Annotated in this window: 14 protein-coding genes; 3 read left to right on the top strand and 11 right to left on the bottom strand. The window is 41.7% G+C overall.

The features are described from left to right. Positions 1 to 128: 128 nt before the first annotated feature. From ACJ004_RS16185 to ACJ004_RS16200, 4 genes are all read right to left on the bottom strand, one after another. A complete protein-coding gene (locus tag ACJ004_RS16185; RefSeq protein ID WP_410894137.1) occupies positions 129 to 3,239 on the bottom strand; it encodes an alpha-mannosidase in 3,111 nt (1,036 codons plus the stop codon). Between the two features lie 24 nt (positions 3,240 to 3,263). After that, positions 3,264 to 4,088, bottom strand: coding sequence for a carbohydrate ABC transporter permease (locus tag ACJ004_RS16190; protein ID WP_410894139.1), 825 nt, complete (start codon positions 4,086 to 4,088; stop codon positions 3,264 to 3,266). 13 nt (positions 4,089 to 4,101) lie between these two features. Continuing rightward, on the bottom strand, positions 4,102 to 5,022 hold the full coding sequence (locus ACJ004_RS16195) for a carbohydrate ABC transporter permease (RefSeq protein WP_410894141.1): 921 nt from the start codon (positions 5,020 to 5,022) through the stop codon (positions 4,102 to 4,104). Between the two features lie 87 nt (positions 5,023 to 5,109). Then, positions 5,110 to 6,483: an extracellular solute-binding protein gene (locus ACJ004_RS16200; protein WP_410894143.1), complete on the bottom strand. Its 1,374-nt coding sequence runs from the start codon at positions 6,481 to 6,483 to the stop codon at positions 5,110 to 5,112. 418 nt (positions 6,484 to 6,901) lie between these two features. Here ACJ004_RS16200 and ACJ004_RS16205 point away from each other — a divergent pair, with 418 nt between their 5' ends. Beyond that, positions 6,902 to 8,053 (top strand): GntR family transcriptional regulator, encoded by a 1,152-nt coding sequence (locus ACJ004_RS16205; protein ID WP_410894145.1) that lies wholly within the window; start codon positions 6,902 to 6,904, stop codon positions 8,051 to 8,053. Between the two features lie 314 nt (positions 8,054 to 8,367). Here ACJ004_RS16205 and corA read toward each other — a convergent pair whose 3' ends face one another. The 7 genes from corA to ACJ004_RS16240 all read right to left on the bottom strand — a co-directional run bounded on the left by corA (position 8,368) and on the right by ACJ004_RS16240 (position 17,170). Next, entirely contained in the window at positions 8,368 to 9,315 is a 948-nt protein-coding gene (gene corA / locus ACJ004_RS16210; protein WP_410894146.1) for a magnesium/cobalt transporter CorA, read from the bottom strand. Between the two features lie 202 nt (positions 9,316 to 9,517). Continuing rightward, positions 9,518 to 11,503, bottom strand: a complete 1,986-nt coding sequence (locus ACJ004_RS16215) for a S9 family peptidase (protein WP_410894147.1) — start codon at positions 11,501 to 11,503, stop codon at positions 9,518 to 9,520. A 379-nt stretch (positions 11,504 to 11,882) separates the two neighbouring features. Further along, a complete protein-coding gene (locus ACJ004_RS16220) occupies positions 11,883 to 12,890 on the bottom strand; it encodes a MupG family TIM beta-alpha barrel fold protein (protein ID WP_410894148.1) in 1,008 nt (335 codons plus the stop codon). Continuing rightward, a complete protein-coding gene (locus ACJ004_RS16225) occupies positions 12,887 to 14,248 on the bottom strand; it encodes a PTS transporter subunit EIIC (protein ID WP_410894149.1) in 1,362 nt (453 codons plus the stop codon). Before ACJ004_RS16225 ends, ACJ004_RS16220 begins: the two co-directional genes overlap by 4 nt. A 101-nt stretch (positions 14,249 to 14,349) precedes the next feature. Further along, a complete protein-coding gene (locus ACJ004_RS16230) occupies positions 14,350 to 15,204 on the bottom strand; it encodes a MurR/RpiR family transcriptional regulator (protein WP_410894150.1) in 855 nt (284 codons plus the stop codon). A 24-nt stretch (positions 15,205 to 15,228) separates the two neighbouring features. Next, complete coding sequence (gene murQ / locus ACJ004_RS16235) at positions 15,229 to 16,137, bottom strand: N-acetylmuramic acid 6-phosphate etherase (protein ID WP_410894151.1); 909 nt, start codon at positions 16,135 to 16,137, stop codon at positions 15,229 to 15,231. A gap of 166 nt (positions 16,138 to 16,303) precedes the next feature. Next, entirely contained in the window at positions 16,304 to 17,170 is an 867-nt protein-coding gene (locus ACJ004_RS16240) for an HAD family hydrolase (protein ID WP_410894152.1), read from the bottom strand. Between the two features lie 237 nt (positions 17,171 to 17,407). Between ACJ004_RS16240 and glcD the strand changes: the two genes are divergently transcribed. After that, the gene (glcD, locus tag ACJ004_RS16245) at positions 17,408 to 18,820 is read left to right on the top strand and encodes a glycolate oxidase subunit GlcD (RefSeq protein WP_410894154.1); all 1,413 of its coding nucleotides are present in this window, start codon (positions 17,408 to 17,410) and stop codon (positions 18,818 to 18,820) included. After that, positions 18,817 to 20,139 (top strand): (Fe-S)-binding protein, encoded by a 1,323-nt coding sequence (locus ACJ004_RS16250; RefSeq protein ID WP_410894155.1) that lies wholly within the window; start codon positions 18,817 to 18,819, stop codon positions 20,137 to 20,139. The genes glcD and ACJ004_RS16250 overlap by 4 nt, the downstream gene beginning before the upstream one ends. Positions 20,140 to 20,243 lie beyond the last annotated feature (104 nt).

The raw sequence follows: 20,243 nt of genomic DNA on the forward strand, positions 1-20,243 counted from the left end.
TTAAGCTAAGTTCTAAGCTATCCAATGGATGACCAGGACAATAGGCTTGTTCTACCGTGTAGAACCCAACCCCATTTTTTTCGCCCCATATAAAAAATCAAAGGGGAGAACTTAACTCTCCCCTTTTTCTATTTTAACTGAACTATAAATGTCTTAAGTTCGTACGGTTTAATATTAAACGTAAAGGCCTCATTTCCTTGGACTTCGGAAATGCCTCTTTCCATTAAGTCGCATTCCTGCCAGGATTCAATATGGAAATCACTTGTTACTTCAACAGTTCCTCTTGCACCAGCAAATTCATGCAAGCGGATAATGATATGGTCACCGTTTTCTCCTTTTTTAACAGCGTCGACTATCACATTCGGAGCGGTCACGTTGAATAGCGAAACGCTTTCTGTCTGGCCTTCTTCGAAGGTTAATGAATTATTGAGCTCCCAGGCTTGCCGTACAGTATTTCCTTCATACCAACTTCCAGTATGGGGAAGCAAGGAATACGTAAACAAATGTTCACCTTGGTCTGCTTCTACATCCGGATAAGTAGCCGATTTTAATAGTGTAAGGCGCATGACATTATCCTTAATGTCATATCCATATTTGCAATCATTCAGTAAACTCACTCCATAATCCCTTTCAGAGAGATCCGCCCACTGATGACCAACCGTTTCAAACCGAGCGTAATCCCAGCTTGTATTCCAATGAGTTGGACGTTTTACATTTCCATACTGAATATCGTATGTCGCCTCTGTTGCCCGAATTTCTACTGGGAAGGCTACCTTCAGCAGTTGGTCTTGATCATGCCAATCAATCTTTGTTTCAAAATCGATCCGCGGATTGTTCGCATACAAGGCCATTTTCTGATGGATGACCGAGTTTGAATAGGCCCATGTAAATTCAACGACACAACGGATTGGACCATTTTCAATGACTTTAGTTCCTTTCAAAGTCGAAATCTCTTTCATCTTTTCTTGATAATAAAGATCGATATCCCATGCATCAAAGCGCATTGGTTTATCCTCAAAAACCTGGAACACATTCCCACGTGCATTTGGGGCTAAAACATTCCTTTGATTTTTCCTGTCAAATAGCTTCGTCAGTTGACCATTATCATTCCATGAAATCTCATAATAGCTGGAAGAAACACTATTTCCAGAAACATTGAAAGGCGAAGCTGTTTCATTCGGTCCCTGTTCAAAATAAACGGAGCTTTTTCCGAGGGAAGGAACTTCATCAACTTTGATAAGCCATTCTCCATCAGCCGTTTGCTGGGCTTCCAGTACCTCTCCTGTCTCTTTCTTCCACACTAATTCTCCAGTCGTGTTCGTGTGGATTTTAACGGTATCATTTCGTTTCCACGAAGAAGAATTAAAAATCGTATACAATTGCTTACCATGATTTATGGCTAAAGACTGTGAAGCCTCCTTCCAGGCATTAGCCGCAAGTTCATACGCTTCGGCATATTCGAGCTTGCTGTCTTCATAAACCTCGTGAATGGATGATCCCGGAATGATATCGTGGAATTGATTGCGCAGAACGATCTTCCAGCTTTCCTCCAAATCTTGCACAGGATAAGATGACCATGAACTTGAAAGTACACTGTTGAAGGTATTCAGCCATTCTGTTTCACGGAGAAGCAGCTCCATTTTACGGTTCATCCGTTTATTATAGGCCTGAGATGTATAGGTCCCGCGGTGATACTCTAGATAGAGTTCTCCATCCCACGTGTGAACATATTGATCGGTATTGTCTACCGTCTCATGCAGGCGCTTAAAAAATTCATCCGCTCTGCCTGTCTTAACAGCTGGCAAGCCCGGCATCTTATCCAATTTTCTTCTCATCTCTAACATTTCGCGATTAACGCCGCCGCCGCCGTCTCCATAACCATAGGAAATTAGCAGATCCTGATTCACAGCTTTATCGCGGTATGCTTCCCAAACCCCTTTTACTGAACGAGGAGTAATCTGTCCGTTGTATGTATAGAACCAGCGGTCATCCTCAGGAGTAGTGATAAAATGAGTTAAAATCTCCGTTCCATCAATTCCTCTCCATTTGAAGGTATCATGCGGCATTCTATTATACTGACTCCAGCTAATTTTTGTGGTCATAAAAGTTTTAATGCCAGATTTCACTAAGATTTGCGGAAGTGCCCAGCTATATCCAAAAACATCTGGAAGCCACAAATATTCGCATTCCTTCCCAAAGTTTTCGCGGAAGAATTTAGTACCCAACAACAATTGACGGACAAGTGATTCACCTGATGTCAGATTACAGTCCGCTTCCAGCCACATTCCACCTTCTGTTTCCCAACGACCTTCTTCAACTCTTTTTTCAATTTGTTTGAAAATCTCCGGGTAATCTTTTTTAATATAATCATATAATTGAGGCTGTGTTTGTAAAAAAACGTAATCTGGGTATTGCTCCATTAAACGAAGAACGGTAGAAAAAGAGCGTGCTGCCTTTTCTCTAGTATGTTTGAGCCTCCATAGCCAGGCCACATCGATGTGAGTGTGTCCGATGGCCGTTACGGTAACAGGATAATTTTTCGGAATTCGCTCTATTTCTTCATTTAAAAGCGTTTGCGCTTGATAAAGGAAATCATAGAAGCCTTCTGAACCAGGATCAGACCAATCGATTATCAAGAAAGCTCTGTCTAAGGCTTTTAATAGTGTTTGCCTTTCAGGCTGATTTTCCTGCAGATACTCTATAGTCGCTAAGGCAGCTCTAGCTGTGTAATATAGATCATCTACGTTTTCATCCAGACATGCGATAAAAGCCGTTTTCAGCTGGTGTTCCTGCAGAGTTGGCTTACCTCCGCCTTCTAGCCCTGACCAAAGCCGGAAGCACATTTCAATGGTGGTCCCCGCTAGGCTTCTATCTAAAAATACCTCCTGATGATTCATGTCTACGCCCTGATATGGCTCCCCGTTTACATACAGAAGTGACTCAAACCCTGAATTATTGCCGCCGCCTGTTCTTCCAAAATCAAATACACCGACAATTTTTTGTTGTCCCCAATTTTCAGGAATTGGGATTAGCGTTTTAAGCCAAATGTACTTATCGCGTCCTTCCCATCTTTCCAGTACATTCATTGTCCTCCATGATCCATCTTCGGGAGGCTTTTGCGAAACCTTGCCTTCTTCATCATCTTGAGCTTGAAAAGATGCCACTGGCTGCACATTCCTATAACGATATGAATCTAGTTCCTCTATCCTTCTTTCCAACTTTTCAGTAGTCCAAAACATATCAAACGCTCCTCTAAATAGTATTTATCCTTTAGATGCTCCACCGAGGCTGAAGCCTTGGGACATAAATCGCTGTGAAAACATATACAAAATGACAGCAGGCATTGTATAAATCATCGAGAAAGCGGCAAGCTTTCCGTATTCGATCATTCCAAAATTACCAAAGAATTGAAAAATCGTCACAGAAGCGGGAAATTTATCCGGGGTTTGGATTAGGATGTACGGTACGAAAAAGTTCCCCCAACTTCCGGAAAAAGTAAAGATGGCGACCGTGCAAATGCCAGGAATCATCAATGGCGCCACAACCTTCCTTAATCCTCCCCAAACAGATGCACCATCGATCCACGCCGATTCTTCCAATTCCAATGGAACAGAATCCATAAAGTTTTTCATCATCCAAATCGCATATGGCAACCCGGATGCAGTCAAAAACAAAATCGTCCCGATGAGTGAATCCTGCATATTGATAAAAATAAACAGTTGATAGACAGGCACCATTACGGCTGTAATAGGCAAAGCTGTCATAAACAAAATGGAATACATAAATGGCTTTTTAAATTTCAAGGCAAAACGTGAAAGTGGATATGCTGCCATTCCGGCAACAACCACAACTAGCACTGCCTGCCCTAATGAAATAAACAGCCCGATTCCAAAGGAACGAAGATTGGCAGGATCAGCCAAGATAGAAGTAAAGTTGTTTACTGTAAGGGAACTGGGCATTTTTAATGCTTGCTGGGCATGCGGATCGAACGATGCAAACAACACCCACAATAGCGGTAAAAGAAACAGGATTCCAAGTACTGTTAAAATAACGTATGGAACAACTTTTTCAGCTTTATAACGATTCACGGTAACTCCTCCCTTAAATATTGACCTTCATGGAGCGGATATAAATCAAGCTTGCACCAATACCGATGATGAGCAGGATTAGTGAAATCGCCGTTCCATAGCCAAGTTGGTAATTGACAAATGCCTGATTGTACATAAAAATAGGAAGAGTTTGTGTTGATGTTCCAGGCCCTCCGCCTGTCATGGAAAAAATTAAGGTAAACACACCTAATGTTTGCAGGGTTACCAGAATCATATTGGTAACGATAGACCCTTTAACCATTGGCAGTACAATGCGGCACATGACTTGAAAGCGAGAAGCTCCATCCATCATCGCTGCCTCTTCCACACTCTTCGGAACATCATCCAAGGCTGCTTGGAAAACGAGCATCGAAAAGGCGGTTCCGTGCCAAATATTCGCAACGACCACACTTACCATTGGAAAAGTGTATAACCATGTGACTGGCTTTAATCCAATATGCTGTAAAATCATATTTAAGGTTCCATTATCACTTAAGAATGCCACCCAACAAAAAGCCACCACAATTTCAGGCGTTACCCAGCCGGCAAGGACAATAATGCCTATGATCCGGCGAAACATTTTGTTTTTCTCCTTCATTAGGACAGCCAAAATAAACCCTAAAACCTGCTGGCCAATGACGGCAGAAAAAAGCAAGAATACGATGGTTTTTACAACACTGATTCGGAAATCAGGGTCTTGAAACATGGATAAAAAATTCTGAAATCCTATAAACTGAACACTCTTTGCCTCTGTTCCCGTTAAAGAAAGATTCGTAAAAGCAAAATAAAAAGTTAGTAAGATAGGTCCGACAAAAAAGACAAGCAATAGGATCCAAGCAGGCAATAAAAAGAGAACCGATTTCAGCAGTGTATGATCCTTTCTTGTTTTCTCCTTTATGTTGACTGTTGTTGATACAACCGTATTTGTACTCATTTCACACCCCGGTCGATTATATTTAAAACAAAGGTTACCTTTTATAAAGAACAAAAAGGTAACCTTTATTTTACTTTTAGTGAATTATTATTTCTCAATCACATTATCTTGTCCGACAATTTTTGTAACATTGGTCTGATATTTCTTTGCTGCCTGCTCTGGAGTTAGTTTTTCTGTTACGACGTCCTCGACAAGTGATTGAATTTGTGTTGATACAGTTGGATATTTATCCACTGCAGGACGGAATTGAGCAAATTTCAAAAATTCAGTGGCTTCCTTAAACATCGGAATTTCCTGATACGACTGCTCTTTTGCAACATCATCACGAGTTGTCAAATTTCTTTCTTTTGTTAGAAGTGACAGAGTGTGTTCTTTGCTTGAGGCAAATTCAATAAATTCCCAAGCCTTATCTTTATGCTGTGAATGGTTTGGAATGGAAAGCGCCCATCCGCCTGACATTGTTATGGTTCCAGGAGCTTCCCCATTTTGGGTCGGCATCGCTGCAAATCCTAACGTCGTAAAGGCTTCAGGCCAAGGTACTGCACCAGTCTCACCCCAAGTACCTGTCTGCCAGATTCCGTCTAGTCCGATGGCAAGCTTTCCTTTAGGCATTAATTGCTGATAAGCCACGGCACCTGCCTGTCCATTTAAAACTTGAGAAAGATTTGGACCAAGCTTCTCCTTATAAATCGTATCTATAAATTTAAAGGTATCCGTAAGTCCTTGGCTTTTCACAATCCATTTCTTCGAATCGTTATCATAAAGAGGAGTTTTCGTACCATAAAGCAACATTTCAAATGTTTGCATCGATGTTGCTTCCCCTGTTGCTTTGCCGGAGTTCATCCAAAACGGTGTCACATCAGGCAGCTTTTCTTTTATAGTTCGAGCGGCCTGTAGGATTTCATCCCATGACTTAGGCTCCCAAGGAACAGGAAGTCCCGCTTTCGTGAATAGATCCTTGTTGTACCAAAGTCCCCTGGAGTCAGTGTTAAATGGCACCCCATAAATCTTTCCGTCCTGAGCAATAACACCCTTCTTGACATTTTCGGTATAGTTACTCCAATCACTCCAGCCCTCGATTTTATCATCAAGCGGTGTTAAATAACCGGCGCTCGCATCTGAATTCACCATAAAGGTATCCTCTGTCACGATATCAGGCGCTGTATTTTTGGATTTCAGCATTAAGGCAATTTTTGCAAAATAATCCCCTTCTGAGACATTTAGTGGCGCCAGCTGAACGTCTATTTTTGGGTTGTTCTTTTCATATTCCGGAATAATTTCTTTATTAAGCCAATCTGTAAACCCTTTGTTCGTTCCTCCACCAGATCGGTATGTAATTTTAATGACTTCTTTATTACTGCCGTTTGTCGAAGCGCTTTGATTCGAACATGCTGCACTCAACAAAACGCTGCCGGCAATAATGGAAACAGCAGCAATTCTCTTATACATTTTCATTTTCATAAAACTCTCACCCATTCTCCATTTAATTTTATCGAGCAAAAGAAAACGTTTACAAAAACTGAATAAAAAAAAGATGATACCACTGCTTCGATTCTTTTAACTCCATCGCCTCCTTAATTTGCCAATTTGGTATGTTGATAGCATAATTGATATATTTACCATACGTCAATATATTAATTGAATATTTTTTATATTCAATTAATAAATGATATAAAAGTACTACATTCTAGTCATATCATCCCGGATTTCGATTATTATCTTTTAGACCTTAAACATTATTAATCTTAAAATATATCAATTATTTTTCCTTATTGATATAGATAGGATGCATTCTCCGTAAAAATGTATTGTGAACAGTTGTAATATATAGTATATTCAATATATCATTATGACAACCATTAAGGATGAGGATATATAGATGGAAATTCCATTATATGAAAAAATTTATCTTAATTTATTAAAGCAGATTGAGACTGGTCAATTACAACCAAGGGATCAGGTTCCCACTGAGAAAGAATTGGCGGACCAGTATCAAGTCAGTAGAATTACTTCAAAAAAAGCGCTTGATAAATTAGTTCAAATTGGAGCAATAGAACGCATTCGAGGGAAAGGTTCCTATGTATCGAACACACTTCCTGATTTCGGAACACTCGTTCAAAAAAATGATGACGAACAAAATCATCGTCAAAGTCAACCCGTGAATGGGTTAATAGGGGTGATCATCCCAGAATTCTTTACGGATTGTTTTGGCAGGACAATGCTGAGAAATATTGAGAAACGCTGCTCGGATTTGAATTTTAACCTATTGGTTAAGTTGACATATGGGAGCCAAGAAGAAGAAGAAGAAGCCATAAATACATTGATCCAGCATCAAGTGAAAGGGATAATTATTTATCCAGTTAATGGGCAGCATTACACCGCAAGCTTATTGCGATTGGTACTTGAGGGATTCCCCCTTGTCTTAATAGACAGGTATTTAAAAGGAATACCCGCTTGTGCCGTTTATACAGACAATAAGACAGCCGCTCAAAACTTAACTGAATTTCTATTTACTCAGGGACATAAGCATATTGCGTTTGTTTCCCCTCCAGAAGAATCTACCTCATCAATCGAAGAGAGAATTCAAGGATTTATGACTGCTTATTCGCAAAAGGGAATTGGGGTTAATCCAAATTATTTAATAACAGATATGTTCAGTACCTTGCCGACGTTTAGTCAATCAGATGAGTTTGTTAAAGATCAAACAAAATTACGGAAATTCATCGAGGAAAATTCAGATATAACCGCATTTATTGCTGGTGAGTATGAAATAGCATGTGTACTAGCGCAAGTACTTAAATCGCTTGGAAAATCGATTCCAAATGATTATGCCGTAGCTTGTTTCGACCATTCACGAACCCTGCATAATGATTTGACTTTCACTCATATTCAACAAGATGAAGAATTAATTGGAATAAAGGCAGTAGAATTACTGCTCAAACAAATTCATGGAGAAATTGTACCTATACAAAATATGATAGATTTCCAATTAGTTGAAGGAAATACCGTATCAAGTATAAAAGAAATGTAACGATTACAGATACAAAACCAAATAACCTTAATTTTTATAAACATGCTCTTCTAGTTACCACCTTCTGCTAAAAACAAAAAAACGTAAAGGTCTCATGTTCTTTACGTTTTTTTGTTTTCTTAATATAATACTGATCAATTTTCAGCAAAAATCGAGACTCGCTAACATTTATGTAAAATTATTGTCGAGGAAATAATTACGATTTTCGCTATTAATCCCCAATACTAGTGAAAAAATTCAATTATCAACAATCTTTACGGAAATGTAACACCTTTCACCTGCGCAGTATGTCCTTTTTGCATCTTTTTTGATCGTTACTTTTTAAATAACCAGCCTTTTTTGAAAAACCAAAAAATCATTACCATTACAATGATCACCATAATCCCTAGAGTGATAAAATAACCGTATTTCCAATGTAACTCTGGCATATGATCAAAATTCATTCCGTACACTCCCACAATAAATGTAAGTGGCATAAATATGGTGGTTATGACGGTAAGTGTCATCATAATAGAGTTCATTCGATTGGATTGAATAGACATGTAATTTTCCCTCATATCAGAAGTAACTTCTTGATTAGAAGCAACCATGTCCGTTAACTTCATCAAGTGATCATAAATATCGGAAAAATAATGGTGAATTTGCTTTGTGTCCTGAATCCGCTTAGAGTTTATCATTCGGTATAACAAATCTCTCATCGGAATGATCGTTTTCCGCAAACGAATCAAATCTCTGCGAATCTCATAAACCTCATCGATGATTTTTTTGCTACTTGCTTCCTTCTCTTCATATTCATTTAACTTATCCTCAATTTGATGCAGGATTGGAAAATAGCAATCCACTAATTCATCAATTATGCTATGAAGAACATATAACGGTCCAACCTTTTCCATTTCTTTACTAGCAAATAATTTTTGCTTAGCTATGTCTATCGCCTCATCCTTCTCCTTATGAAAAGTAACGACATAGTTTTCACCTACAAAAATATCTATTTCCTCGCACCTTATTGTTTTACTTAATGAATGTAAAACAAAGAAAAGTACGCCATCATAATAATTCATATTGGGGCGCTGGATAAAATGCAGACAATCCTCAATCGCCAAGGGATGAAAATGAAAAAATTCTCTTAACAACTTTGTTTCCTCATTAGTTGGTTCCTCAAAATCCACCCAATAAAATTTGAATCGTTCTGACCTTAGTTCCTCCATCTTTACATCTTTTATCAACTGGTTATCTTGTGTAATAGCATAGGTAAAAATCATTCATAAACCTCACTTTATTGATTTCAGACTTTCCAATTTGCACGATCTCTTTTTAACCCTTTATTTTAGCATATCAAAAAATAATATTTATGCAAAAAGCGAAAGGCAGAGAGACATCAGCTCTCTGCCCTTCTTTCGCCCTATAAACGTACGGGTCAGGCCCCAAATTTGAAAAACTCCTGCCTTAATTGCTTCAAATGTTTCAGGATGATGGAATTTCCGTTCGGAACCACTCCACAATGTAATCTAACCGGCTTTTGCGCAAGCTTGGCTTTCCGCTTCTGGATAACTCATGGTTTTCCTCAGGAAAACGGACAAATTTTGTTTCTTTCCCCAATCTCTTTAAAGAAATATACAATTGTTCCGCCTGCTCGATCGGGCAACGGTAATCTTTTTCACTATGAAGGATTAGTAAGGGTGTCTCTACGTTATCTATATATGCAAGCGGGGAATGTTTCCACAGCTTCTGCACATCCCGGAAATCGCCATCAATCTGCCATTCCGTGAAATAATAGCCTATATCACTGACCCCATAAAAACTAATCCAGTTCGAAATTGAACGCTGCGTTACCGCTGCTTTAAAGCGATTGGTATGCCCGACAATCCAATTCGTCATGAAACCGCCGTAACTCCCGCCAGTTACCCCCAGACGGGTTTCATCAATAAAATCAAACTCTGCTAACACATAATCCACAGCGAGCATTAAATCCTGATAATCGCCCCCACCGTAATCACTGCGAACAGCATTAACAAAATCCTGCCCATATCCGTGACTGCCGCGTGGATTCACGTACAACACCGCGTACCCTTCCGCCGCCAAAATTTGAAACTCATTCATGTACGTATTCCCATACATCGCATGCGGACCGCCATGAATCTCAAGTAGTAAAGGATATCTTTTCCCCAGTTCAAAACCAACTGGCTTCAAGAGCCAGCCATGAATCTTCCTGCCATTTGCTCCTTCAAATTCAATTGGTTCCGGCTTAGATAGATCCACATTCTGGATATCGTTCACAGCGGTCAGTTTCTCAAGCTGACCCTCACCATTTAAGGATAACAAGTACAAATCACCAATCTCTGTCGGGGTACTAATTGCTACAATCGCTTGTTCCGACTTTGAATCAACAGACAAGCCATAAACATGCTGATCGCCGACAAGAACCGGCTTCACTCCGTCTTTCAGGTCACCAAAGTAAATATTCGTACTTCCCTGCTCTGAGGCAATAAAATAGAAACCTTGGCTGTTTCCTGCCCAAATTAATCCCAGTGAGGACGCTCCTTGCTGGAAGTCACCGACCATATAATCACCAACAGGAACATCCCAGTCAGGTGTGAAACAAGTGAATGTACCTGTATCAGTTTGATAAAGCCAAATTTTTGAGAGTGTGGCATTTTGATATTCTCGCTCATGCCCAATTATCGCAAGGTATTTCCCGTCGGGCGACCAAGACACGTTTCCAAAATAGCCCGTTCCATTAGTTACAGGAGAGAATTCCTTAGTTTCTACATTTAATAGATAAATATCATTCTTAAACGATAAATCAGCCACCTCGGTTACATCTGCCCCTACAGCAAGGAATTTCCCATCAGGTGACCAGCAATATAAGCTCACATCATATGTGCCAGTGGTCAGTTGTGTTAACTCACCAGTCCCAACATTCACCACAGCGACTTGTTTGAATTGCCCCTGCCAAAATCCTTCGCCATCCGATTTGTATCTCATTTTCGTCACTTCCAATGGCACGGGTCTCTCTTGTTTCTTCTCCTCTAGATCGAAAACCGTTTTAGTGGATTTTAAGGAAGTGTTAAAAGCCAGTGTCAATCCATCCGGAGACCAGAGAGGATTGCTTGCTCCACTTGGTAGAAAGGTCACTTGCTGCGCCTCGCCTCCGTTTATATTCAGCACATAAATTTGATTCTTACCACTCCGATTTGAGACAAAAGCAAGCTTAGTCCCATCAGGTGACCAGCACGGTGTATGATTTTTTCCTTTTCCAAACGTCCACTGGACAGACTCGGCACCTTTTTCAAGCGTTTGAAAAAAGAGCTGTGATTGATATTCGTCATTCTCTTGATCAATCGTGGTCTGTACATAAACAAACGACTGTCCATCAGGAGAAAACTGTGGGTTCACCACTGACTTTAATCGATATAAATCCTCTGACGTTACTCCATTGCTTCCTGCCATCCTTGTTCCCTCCAGCTTTAATTATTTTCTCTTTAGATATTTCGACACTAGAAATACTTTTTCCTTTTAATAAGGCTATTTTCGCATTGATTGTTGTTTTTCGTATAAGTTTATCAACCCGTTTAACTAGATGCTTCGTGGCATCTTTTCGTAAGAACATATGCGAAAATTGCCTGGAAACTTAGTAAATGACTCTTATTTATAGCTCCAAAAGCAACAAAGTTTACGAAAAGAGCCTTTAATAAAGGCTCTGTTAAAGATTATTGTTAATTTTGCCACTGTGTAAAGAATTAACGGCCAATAAGAGCCAATCATACAGAAAAAACCAAGGGAAAATTCCCTTGGTTTTTGTATGATTCGATTAAGGTACTCTTTTATATCAAACGTGAACCAGTTTGACGGTCTGACCGGGCTGCAGTAAGGAAAGCAGCGGCAAATCTGCCTCAACGATCCTTCCGGCTACATTGACTCGCTCATCAGCTGGAAGGTCATGAAGTGTGATTTGTACCTCTCCGCGATAGCGGCCATAGCGGTCATTATCAATCGTGATCGATCCGATTGGCCGTGCAACCGTATTCTCAGCAACAACCGACCCAGAACTTCGTGTATCCACCAACCGGAGAACGTCACGGGAAAAATCAGGGCGAAGCTGGAACTCCCCTTCTTGAAACCCTTCCACTCGGAGCGAAACCCGACCAAAACAGTCCAATTCCATTAATCTACTAAGAAGCTCCTCACTTACCTCCGGATCGCCGATATATACATCATCGACACCCACACGGATCAACTCCAGCGCCGCCTGATACGGATCAATTTCACGATGTGCTTCCAAGGTAGGCAGCCCTTCAAACAATGGGCCGCGTTTTTCACCATCTCCTGGAATATACGCACTTATAGGAATACCATACCGTCTAAAGAGCTCATTTTGAGATTGAAAAAACGATTCAGCTAATCCGGTTTCGCGCCTAGGGTAGAAATTATGCCACGCCAGCAATTGACTATGCTCTAACCCGCCTTCAAGAAGCGCACGGACATCTTCTTTAAACATAATGCTGGCATTAAGGGCAAGTTTGAATTCCTTAGACAGATTCAAAATCGTTTCATTCGCAAAAAAGTCATCCAGCCGCACTCCACTTACCCCTAAGGATTTTAACGAAAATAAACTTTCCAATCCCAAATGGGCGGGTGTTCTTGCCGATACATCTGCATAAACCTCAATACCAGCTTCCTTTGCTGCTTGTAGAAGTTTTTTGGCGCGGCCCGCTAAATCTCCTGACTCTTCAGGGATGTGAAGCGACGTAAACGCTCGCTTCACACCCATTTTCCCAGCAAGCTCAATCCGCTCTTCTGCTAAAGGGTCATTTAAATAGAAGGAAATACCAATCAATCAAATTCACCGGCCATATCATCATTGAAGCCGAATAAATAAGTGAATAAGAAACCTGCACCATAAGAAATTAACACACCAAGCAGATAAAGAAGGACTTGCCCAGATACGACTAGGAAGGCAAGCGGTAAACCAGATACCCCAACCGCGATGGTTGCAACATGGAAGACAGCCTGGAACGCACCGCCGACCCCTGCACCTAAACAGGCAGTTAAGAATGGACGTCCTAATGGCAGCGTCACACCGAAGATAAGTGGTTCGCCAATACCAAGAATTCCTGCAGGCAGACCCCCGCCAATCGCTCTTTTTAAGCGTTTTTTCTTCGTCTTAGCGTAAATGGCGAACGCGGCTCCAACTTGTGCTGCACCACCCATAGCCAAGATTGGAAGAAGCGGGTCATTTCCAAGCGTATTAATTAATTCCAAATGAATTGGTGTTAATCCTTGATGTAAACCTGTGACAACGAGCGGCAGGAAGGTTGCCCCAAGGACAAAGCCAGCCACAACACCACCAACATCAAGTAGTGAAGTTAATCCTTTTGTAATTGCATCTGAAACAAAACCACCAAGCGGCATAAAAACAAGATAAGTTACAATACCAGTAAGCAATAAAGCAACCGTTGGCGTGATAAACAGGTCAAGTGATTGTGGAACATAACGTCGTACTCGTTTTTCGACAAGAGCAATAAAGATAGCGGCAAAGAGAACCCCTATTAAGCCGCCGCGTCCAGGAAGTAAGGCGGTATCAAACAATTTAATCCCTTCAACAGCTGGGTTAATGATTAAAATACCGGCAATCGCTCCAAGTGCTGGGGAGCCACCGAATTCTTTCGCTGCATTGGTACCCACTAAAATGCCAAGGTATCCAAATAATCCGCTTCCAATCACGGACAAGATCGTCGCAAGTTGAGAATCCGCGGCTAACCATCCCGCTTGGACGATCGCTTTAGTGATCCCAGTAATTAATCCGGAAGCTACAAGTGCTGGGATTAACGGAATGAAAATACTAGAAATCTTTCGTAAAAACAGCTTAAATGGTGTGGCATTCTTTTTGTTGATTTCAGCCTTTTTGCTGGCTGCCTTTTCTTTTAAATCGATCCCGCCAGCAGCCTCTATTAATTTACCAAACTCTTCTGTCACCCGATTTACTTTTCCAGGGCCGAGGATAATTTGGAGGGTTTCTTCTTCTACTACTCCCATAACTCCGTCTATTTTCTTAATAGCAGCTTGGTTGACAAGCGAGTCATCCTTTGGTGTTACACGAAGTCTTGTCATACAATGGGTGTAATTGTCAATATTCGCTGGGCCGCCTAATTGTTCAAGAATCTTTTCTGCTAAAATTTCATTCTCTCCAGCCATACTAATTCCCCTTCTCTCTGTTGTTATATTTTTTTAAAAAAAGTGAACTTATTTCCCAAAGTCAGCAGATGGAAAAGTGTTCACATCACCTCCCGAAAAGACTATTTCCCTTCTTTAATAAACCGGATTGCTTCTCTTGTTTTATCAATGGAATGAATCGTATCCTCATATTGGACGGTTGCCATCGATAAAAACAAGATATCCATGATATATAGCTGCGCAAGGCGTGAGGAAGTAGCTGCACTCCGAAACGGAGCCTCTCCTGAATAAGCGGTAAACAACTTAATATCCGCCAGGGCAGACACCGATGATTGCCCGTACTTCGTTAAACTAATCGTTTTCACACCGCGCTCTTTTGCGAGCGACATGACTTTAATGACCTCAGGTGTTTCTCCTGAGTGGGAGATGCCAAACACCAGATCATCCTTGTTTGCATTGGCAATTAAGGTAGCAACAAGGTGTGTATCCGTAAAAGCGGTTGCATTTTTATGGACCCTAAGGAGCTTTTGCTGCGCGTCCCTAGCGATGATGCTGGAAGCACCAATTCCAAAAAAGTGAACATTTTTAGCAGCCGACAAGGTGTGAACAGCACGTTCCAATTCATCATAATTGATCATCTCTTCTGAGTCGCGGATGCTTTGTATACTATTGCTGGTGGTCTTCTGAGCGATAGAGAAAAAGGACTCACCAGGCTCGATGTCACGGTACCCTTGTTCAACTGGTTTTACAAGATCCCCCGCAATCCTTACCTTCAAATCTTGAAACCCATTTAAACCTAATGACTTACACAGCCGAATCACAGCCGCACCACTTGTACCGGCCTGCAATCCGATGTCATGGACGGTACAGTTTAAAATCGCTTGAGGACTTTCAAGAATATATTCAGCAATTTTCCGCTCGGAAGCTGGAAGCTGTTCCAGCATATTTTGAATCATTTTTAAACCGCCTGCTGCCACACCAAGGACCACCTTTATAAAAATTTACTCTGCTACGTTTTGAATTGCTTTTTTTACATAACCATTTGCTTCTGCTAATAATTGTTCTGCTTCTTGTTTATTCGTATTCGTTTGAATCATGACGATCGCTGTTTTGACTTGGAGATCTGATGCCTCTAATGTCTCCAAAGCCTGTTGATAGGAAACCCCGGTGATTTTACGGATGATGCCGATCGCGCGCTCTTTCAACTTTTGGTTGCTCACATGAACATCAACCATTAAATTCTCATAGGCTTTTCCTAAAAGAATCATCGAAGAAGTTGAAATCATGTTCAAAATCATTTTATGAGCGGTTCCTGCTTTCAAACGTGTTGAACCTGTCAGCACCTCTGGACCGACAATTACTTCGATGCTTTGGTCTGCTTCCTGACTAATCGCTGCATTTTTATTGCAGGAAAGGGCAACGGTTTTCGCTCCAATGCTTCTTGCATAGCGAAGCGCACCAATCACATACGGTGTCCGGCCGCTGGCTGCAATCCCAATCACGGTATCATGTTTTGTCAGACCCAATTCTTTTAAATCACTAACACCAAGATCCGGCTGATCCTCTGCTCCTTCGACGGCTTTCAGAAAGGCGCGTTCTCCTCCTGCGATAATCCCTTGGACCATTTCAGGGTCCGTACTAAAGGTAGGCGGACATTCGACGGCATCCAGTACCCCTAATCTCCCGCTGGTGCCAGCACCTAAATAGATTAGGCGTCCGCCGTTTTTAAAGGATTCAAACACAAATTGAACGGCGGTCTTAATATCTGGTAAAACTTCCTTTACTGCTAGTGCGACCAGTTGATCTTGCTCATTCATGATTCGTAATATATCAATCGGATTTGCTGTATCTATCTGCATGGACTGTTCATTTCGCGATTCTGTCGTTAATAATTCAAGATTCTCTGCCATTATCGTTATCCTCCTGTAAGTCTTTTCTGAGGTGAAAACGGTTACCCGTACATTGATTATATTCGTTATGAAATTAGATTTCAATATTTTTATTTAAATGTTGAAATATTATTTTAAAAAATTATTGCAAAAAAGGCGGAAGCGCCCTTAAATATTTTATAATTCACTATACATCAAGCAAATAGCGGTGGATCGCCTGAGCAACGCCTGCTTCGTTATTATTTCCCGTCACCTGGTCCGCTAATTGTCTCACCTCTTCGGGCGCGTTCCCCATCGCAATTCCCAGGCCAGCCATCGAGAGCATCAGGGCGTCATTAAAATTATCGCCAATGGCCGCTGTTTGTGAGAGGGGAATCTCCAGCTGCTCGGTAAGCTTGACAAGGGCAGACGCCTTTGTCACACCACCGGGGGTGATTTCTAAATTAACAAAATTAAAACTGCTGCTTATTTCCATATCGACTACCTGTTCCTTTAATCGCTGGGTAAAATCAGCAAGCTTGTTTTCGTCATCAAATACAGCAATTTTGGTAATGTTCGGCACCTTTTCCTTTATGTATCGGTAAAAGTCCCCCACCACTTTCACCTGGCACTTTTCACGAAAACTTTGACAATTTTGTCGTTCTGCCCCTGTTTTTTCAAGGGCGGGGATGTTATTCTCAATCCAGTCCTCGTTCCATTTATTCACCCTTGGGACCAGGAGCGTATCCCCTTCGTAAAAATGGGCATATATGCCCTCTGCCTCACATAGTTCCCAAAAACTCAGCAGCGGATCAGACTGAAAAACTGATTGCTCGCTGATCTCTCCCTTCTCATCTATTAGGACCGCCCCATTGTAAGCAATGATCGGCTCGTTCTGAAGTCCAATCGTATGGGCAATCCATTTGGTCGAAAGCGGGGAACGCCCGCTGCAAATAACGACCCTTCCGCCTCTTTTGCGGTACTCATGAATCGCTGCGATTGTCCCCACATCAATCTCTTTTTGACCGTTTAATAACGTGCCATCTAAGTCCGTTGCTAATAGTTGATATTTCACCAGTTAATTCCCCTTTGTAATTTTATTTTATTTTTATTATAATATTATTGAAATTTAATTTCAAAATAGATGGTGCTTGACACCTTTTATTTTAGTTTCGCTGATATATTTGAAAATCCGCTGATAAAGTGGTCAGTTTCGCTGATATATTTGAAAATTCGCTGATAAAACTGCACATTCCGCTGATATATTGTAAGTAGCATTAAAATAGACAAAACAATGAAACGGGGAAACCATATGCTTTCGAATGAAGTAAAAGAAAAACTGATTTCCATTGTAACCAAAGATAATTTCGATGATTCCCAAGTAGAACGCTTAGTTTACTCCTATGATGCCACACCTAACTTTCAGTCGATGCCGGATGCGGTCATGAGCCCGAGGAATTCAGCAGAAGTCTCACAAATCCTGAAGGTTTGTAATGAATATAAGATACCGATTGTTCCGCGCGGTTCCGGAACAAACCTTTGTGCGGGGACATGCCCAACCGAGGGCGGAATTGTCCTGCTTTTTAAACATATGAACCAAATCCTCGAAATTGACGAGGAAAATTTAACTATCACCGTTCAGCCTGGTGTCATTACTCTTGATCTGATTAATAAGGTTGAAGAAAAAGGGCTGTTCTATCCACCAGATCCAAGCTCGATGAAAATCTCAACAATCGGCGGAAATATTAATGAAAACTCCGGTGGGTTGCGCGGACTAAAATACGGGGTCACACGCGATTATGTTATCGCTCTTGAAGTGGTTCTGCCAAATGGTGACATCATCAGGACCGGTGGAAAGCTCGCAAAGGATGTCGCTGGGTATGACTTAACCCGTCTGTTTGTCGGCTCGGAAGGGACACTCGCTGTCATTACCGAGGCCACACTCAAATTGATTCCGATGCCAGAGACCAAACAAACGATGCTTGCCCTTTACCAAGATCTTTCCGCTGCCGCAAACTCAGTTTCAAAAATAATTGCTAATAAAATCATTCCGACTACACTTGAGTTTCTTGACCAGCCAACCTTGAAGGTAGTCGAGGAATTTGCCCAAATCGGATTGCCAACCGATGTCAAGGCAGTTCTTTTAATCGAGCAGGACGGCCCGCCCGAAATAGTCGAGCGTGATTTACTAAAAATGGCTGAAGTGTGTAGGCAGGAAAAGGCGGTTTCGATCCAAGTGGCCGCTTCGGAGGAAGAAGCCGATGCACTAAGAACGGCACGACGGGCGGCCCTTTCTGCGATTGCACGGTTGGCACCGACGACGATACTTGAGGACGCGACCGTTCCAAGGTCAGAGATTGCCAATATGGTGCAGGCGATCAACGAGATTACCGAGAAATACGAGCTGACGATTTGTACGTTTGGCCACGCTGGTGATGGAAACCTCCACCCAACCTGTGCGACGGATGCAAGAAATCATGAAGAAATGGAACGGGTCGAACAAGCCTTTGAAGAAATTTTTGAAAAAGCCATTGCTTTGGGCGGAACGATTACCGGGGAACATGGTGTCGGCGCGATGAAAGCCCCTTACCTTGAATGGAAGCTGAAAGAAGAAGGAATTGCGGCGATGAAAGCGATTAAAAGCGCATTTGACCCCAATAATATTATGAATCCTGGAAAGGTTTTTGCCAAAGACAGCAAGAAACGCGTGGTGATTACGAAATGACAACTGTGAAAGAAAAACAAACGATTCAAGAACAATTTAAAGCGCGGATGAATGAAGATGAACTGCTAAACTGTATGCGCTGCGGATTTTGCCTGCCAACCTGTCCGACCTATATTGAATCAGGCTACAAAGAATCCCATTCTCCAAGAGGCCGCATCGCCCTGATGAAGGCCGTTGTGGATGGGCTGATTGAGCCCGATGAAGATTTTGAGCGCTCACTTGAACTCTGTCTTGGCTGCCGTGCCTGTGAACCCGTCTGTCCTTCCGGCGTGAATTATGGCCATTTACTCGAAGAGGCTAGAGATATTATCCATCAAAACAAAAAACACTCCCTGACCGCTCAGGTTGTCAGGAAAGCTGTTTTTCAAGAGCTGTTCCCTCACCAGAATCGTATGCGTGGGTTAGTCGGCTTAATCGGTTTTTATCAACGCTCAGGAATTCAAACAATGGCACGAAAAACCGGCTTTTTAGGACTGTTACCCGACCAATTAGCAGCCATGGAAAAAGTATTGCCGGACGTGCCAACGATGAAGGAGATGAAAAATCGCCCTACTTATTTGCCTGCCATCGCTGAGAGGGTACACAGGGTTGCTTTTTTCAGCGGCTGTTTAATGGATACTATGTTCCTGAAGTCAAACGACTCCACCATGAGACTGCTGCAAAAAGCCGGCTGTGAGGTCGTGATTCCAGAAAACCAAGCATGCTGCGGAGCACTCCATGGTCATAGTGGTGAAAAAGAATCAGCAAAAGACCTGGCCAAACGGAATATCAGGGCCTTTGAAGACCTTCAGGTGGATTTTATCATCACCAACGCCGGCGGTTGCGGCGCCTTCTTAGTCGATTATGATCATTTATTGAAAGATGATCCTGATTGGAAAGACCGCGCCAGAGACTTTAAGAAAAAGATAAAGGATATTTCCGAAATATTAGTAGCCGTCGATTTTCATAAAAAGGTCAGATTAGAACTTCCTGCCCAGGTAATTACCTACCAGGATTCTTGCCACCTAAGAAATGGCATGAAGACGGCCTCCGCTCCTAGAAAACTTCTTCAAGCGATCCAAGGAGCAGAATATAAAGAAATGAAAGATGCCGACCGGTGCTGCGGTTCTGCCGGGATTTATAATATTGTCGAATCGAAGATGTCGATGGTAATGCTTGATGCAAAAATGGTTCAGGCCAAAGCTACACACGCGACCACCATTGTCACCGCAAATCCGGGGTGTCTATTACAGATGCAGCTTGGGATTGAACGGGAAGGATTATCCTTGACAATGAGGGCTGTTCATATTGTCGACTTATTAGTAGAATCGATTAAATAAGGGGACCTAACTGCTTTTTTGGGACTAACAAATGCAGTGGTAAACGGTCGTTTTTGTCGAAAAACTTCAAGCAACGTCTATTCTTGTCTCCTTTTATCCTGTTT

Origin of the sequence: Neobacillus sp. 204 (genome assembly GCF_046562815.1) — a bacterium.
In the GTDB taxonomy this organism is placed as follows: Bacteria; Bacillota; Bacilli; order Bacillales; family Cytobacillaceae; genus Neobacillus.

What these genes read in the sequence shown, in the direction of transcription:
- ACJ004_RS16200 (WP_410894143.1), bottom strand. Translation starts at nt 6,483, where the DNA reads ATGAAAATGAAAATGTATAAGAGAATTGCTGCTGTTTCCATTATTGCC.
- murQ (WP_410894151.1), bottom strand. Translation starts at nt 16,137, where the DNA reads ATGGCAGAGAATCTTGAATTATTAACGACAGAATCGCGAAATGAACAG.
- ACJ004_RS16205 (WP_410894145.1), top strand. Translation starts at nt 6,902, where the DNA reads ATGGAAATTCCATTATATGAAAAAATTTATCTTAATTTATTAAAGCAG.
- ACJ004_RS16215 (WP_410894147.1), bottom strand. Translation starts at nt 11,503, where the DNA reads ATGGCAGGAAGCAATGGAGTAACGTCAGAGGATTTATATCGATTAAAG.
- ACJ004_RS16195 (WP_410894141.1), bottom strand. Translation starts at nt 5,022, where the DNA reads ATGAGTACAAATACGGTTGTATCAACAACAGTCAACATAAAGGAGAAA.
- ACJ004_RS16225 (WP_410894149.1), bottom strand. Translation starts at nt 14,248, where the DNA reads ATGGCTGGAGAGAATGAAATTTTAGCAGAAAAGATTCTTGAACAATTA.
- corA (WP_410894146.1), bottom strand. Translation starts at nt 9,315, where the DNA reads ATGATTTTTACCTATGCTATTACACAAGATAACCAGTTGATAAAAGAT.
- ACJ004_RS16250 (WP_410894155.1), top strand. Translation starts at nt 18,817, where the DNA reads ATGACAACTGTGAAAGAAAAACAAACGATTCAAGAACAATTTAAAGCG.
- ACJ004_RS16185 (WP_410894137.1), bottom strand. Translation starts at nt 3,239, where the DNA reads ATGTTTTGGACTACTGAAAAGTTGGAAAGAAGGATAGAGGAACTAGAT.
- glcD (WP_410894154.1), top strand. Translation starts at nt 17,408, where the DNA reads ATGCTTTCGAATGAAGTAAAAGAAAAACTGATTTCCATTGTAACCAAA.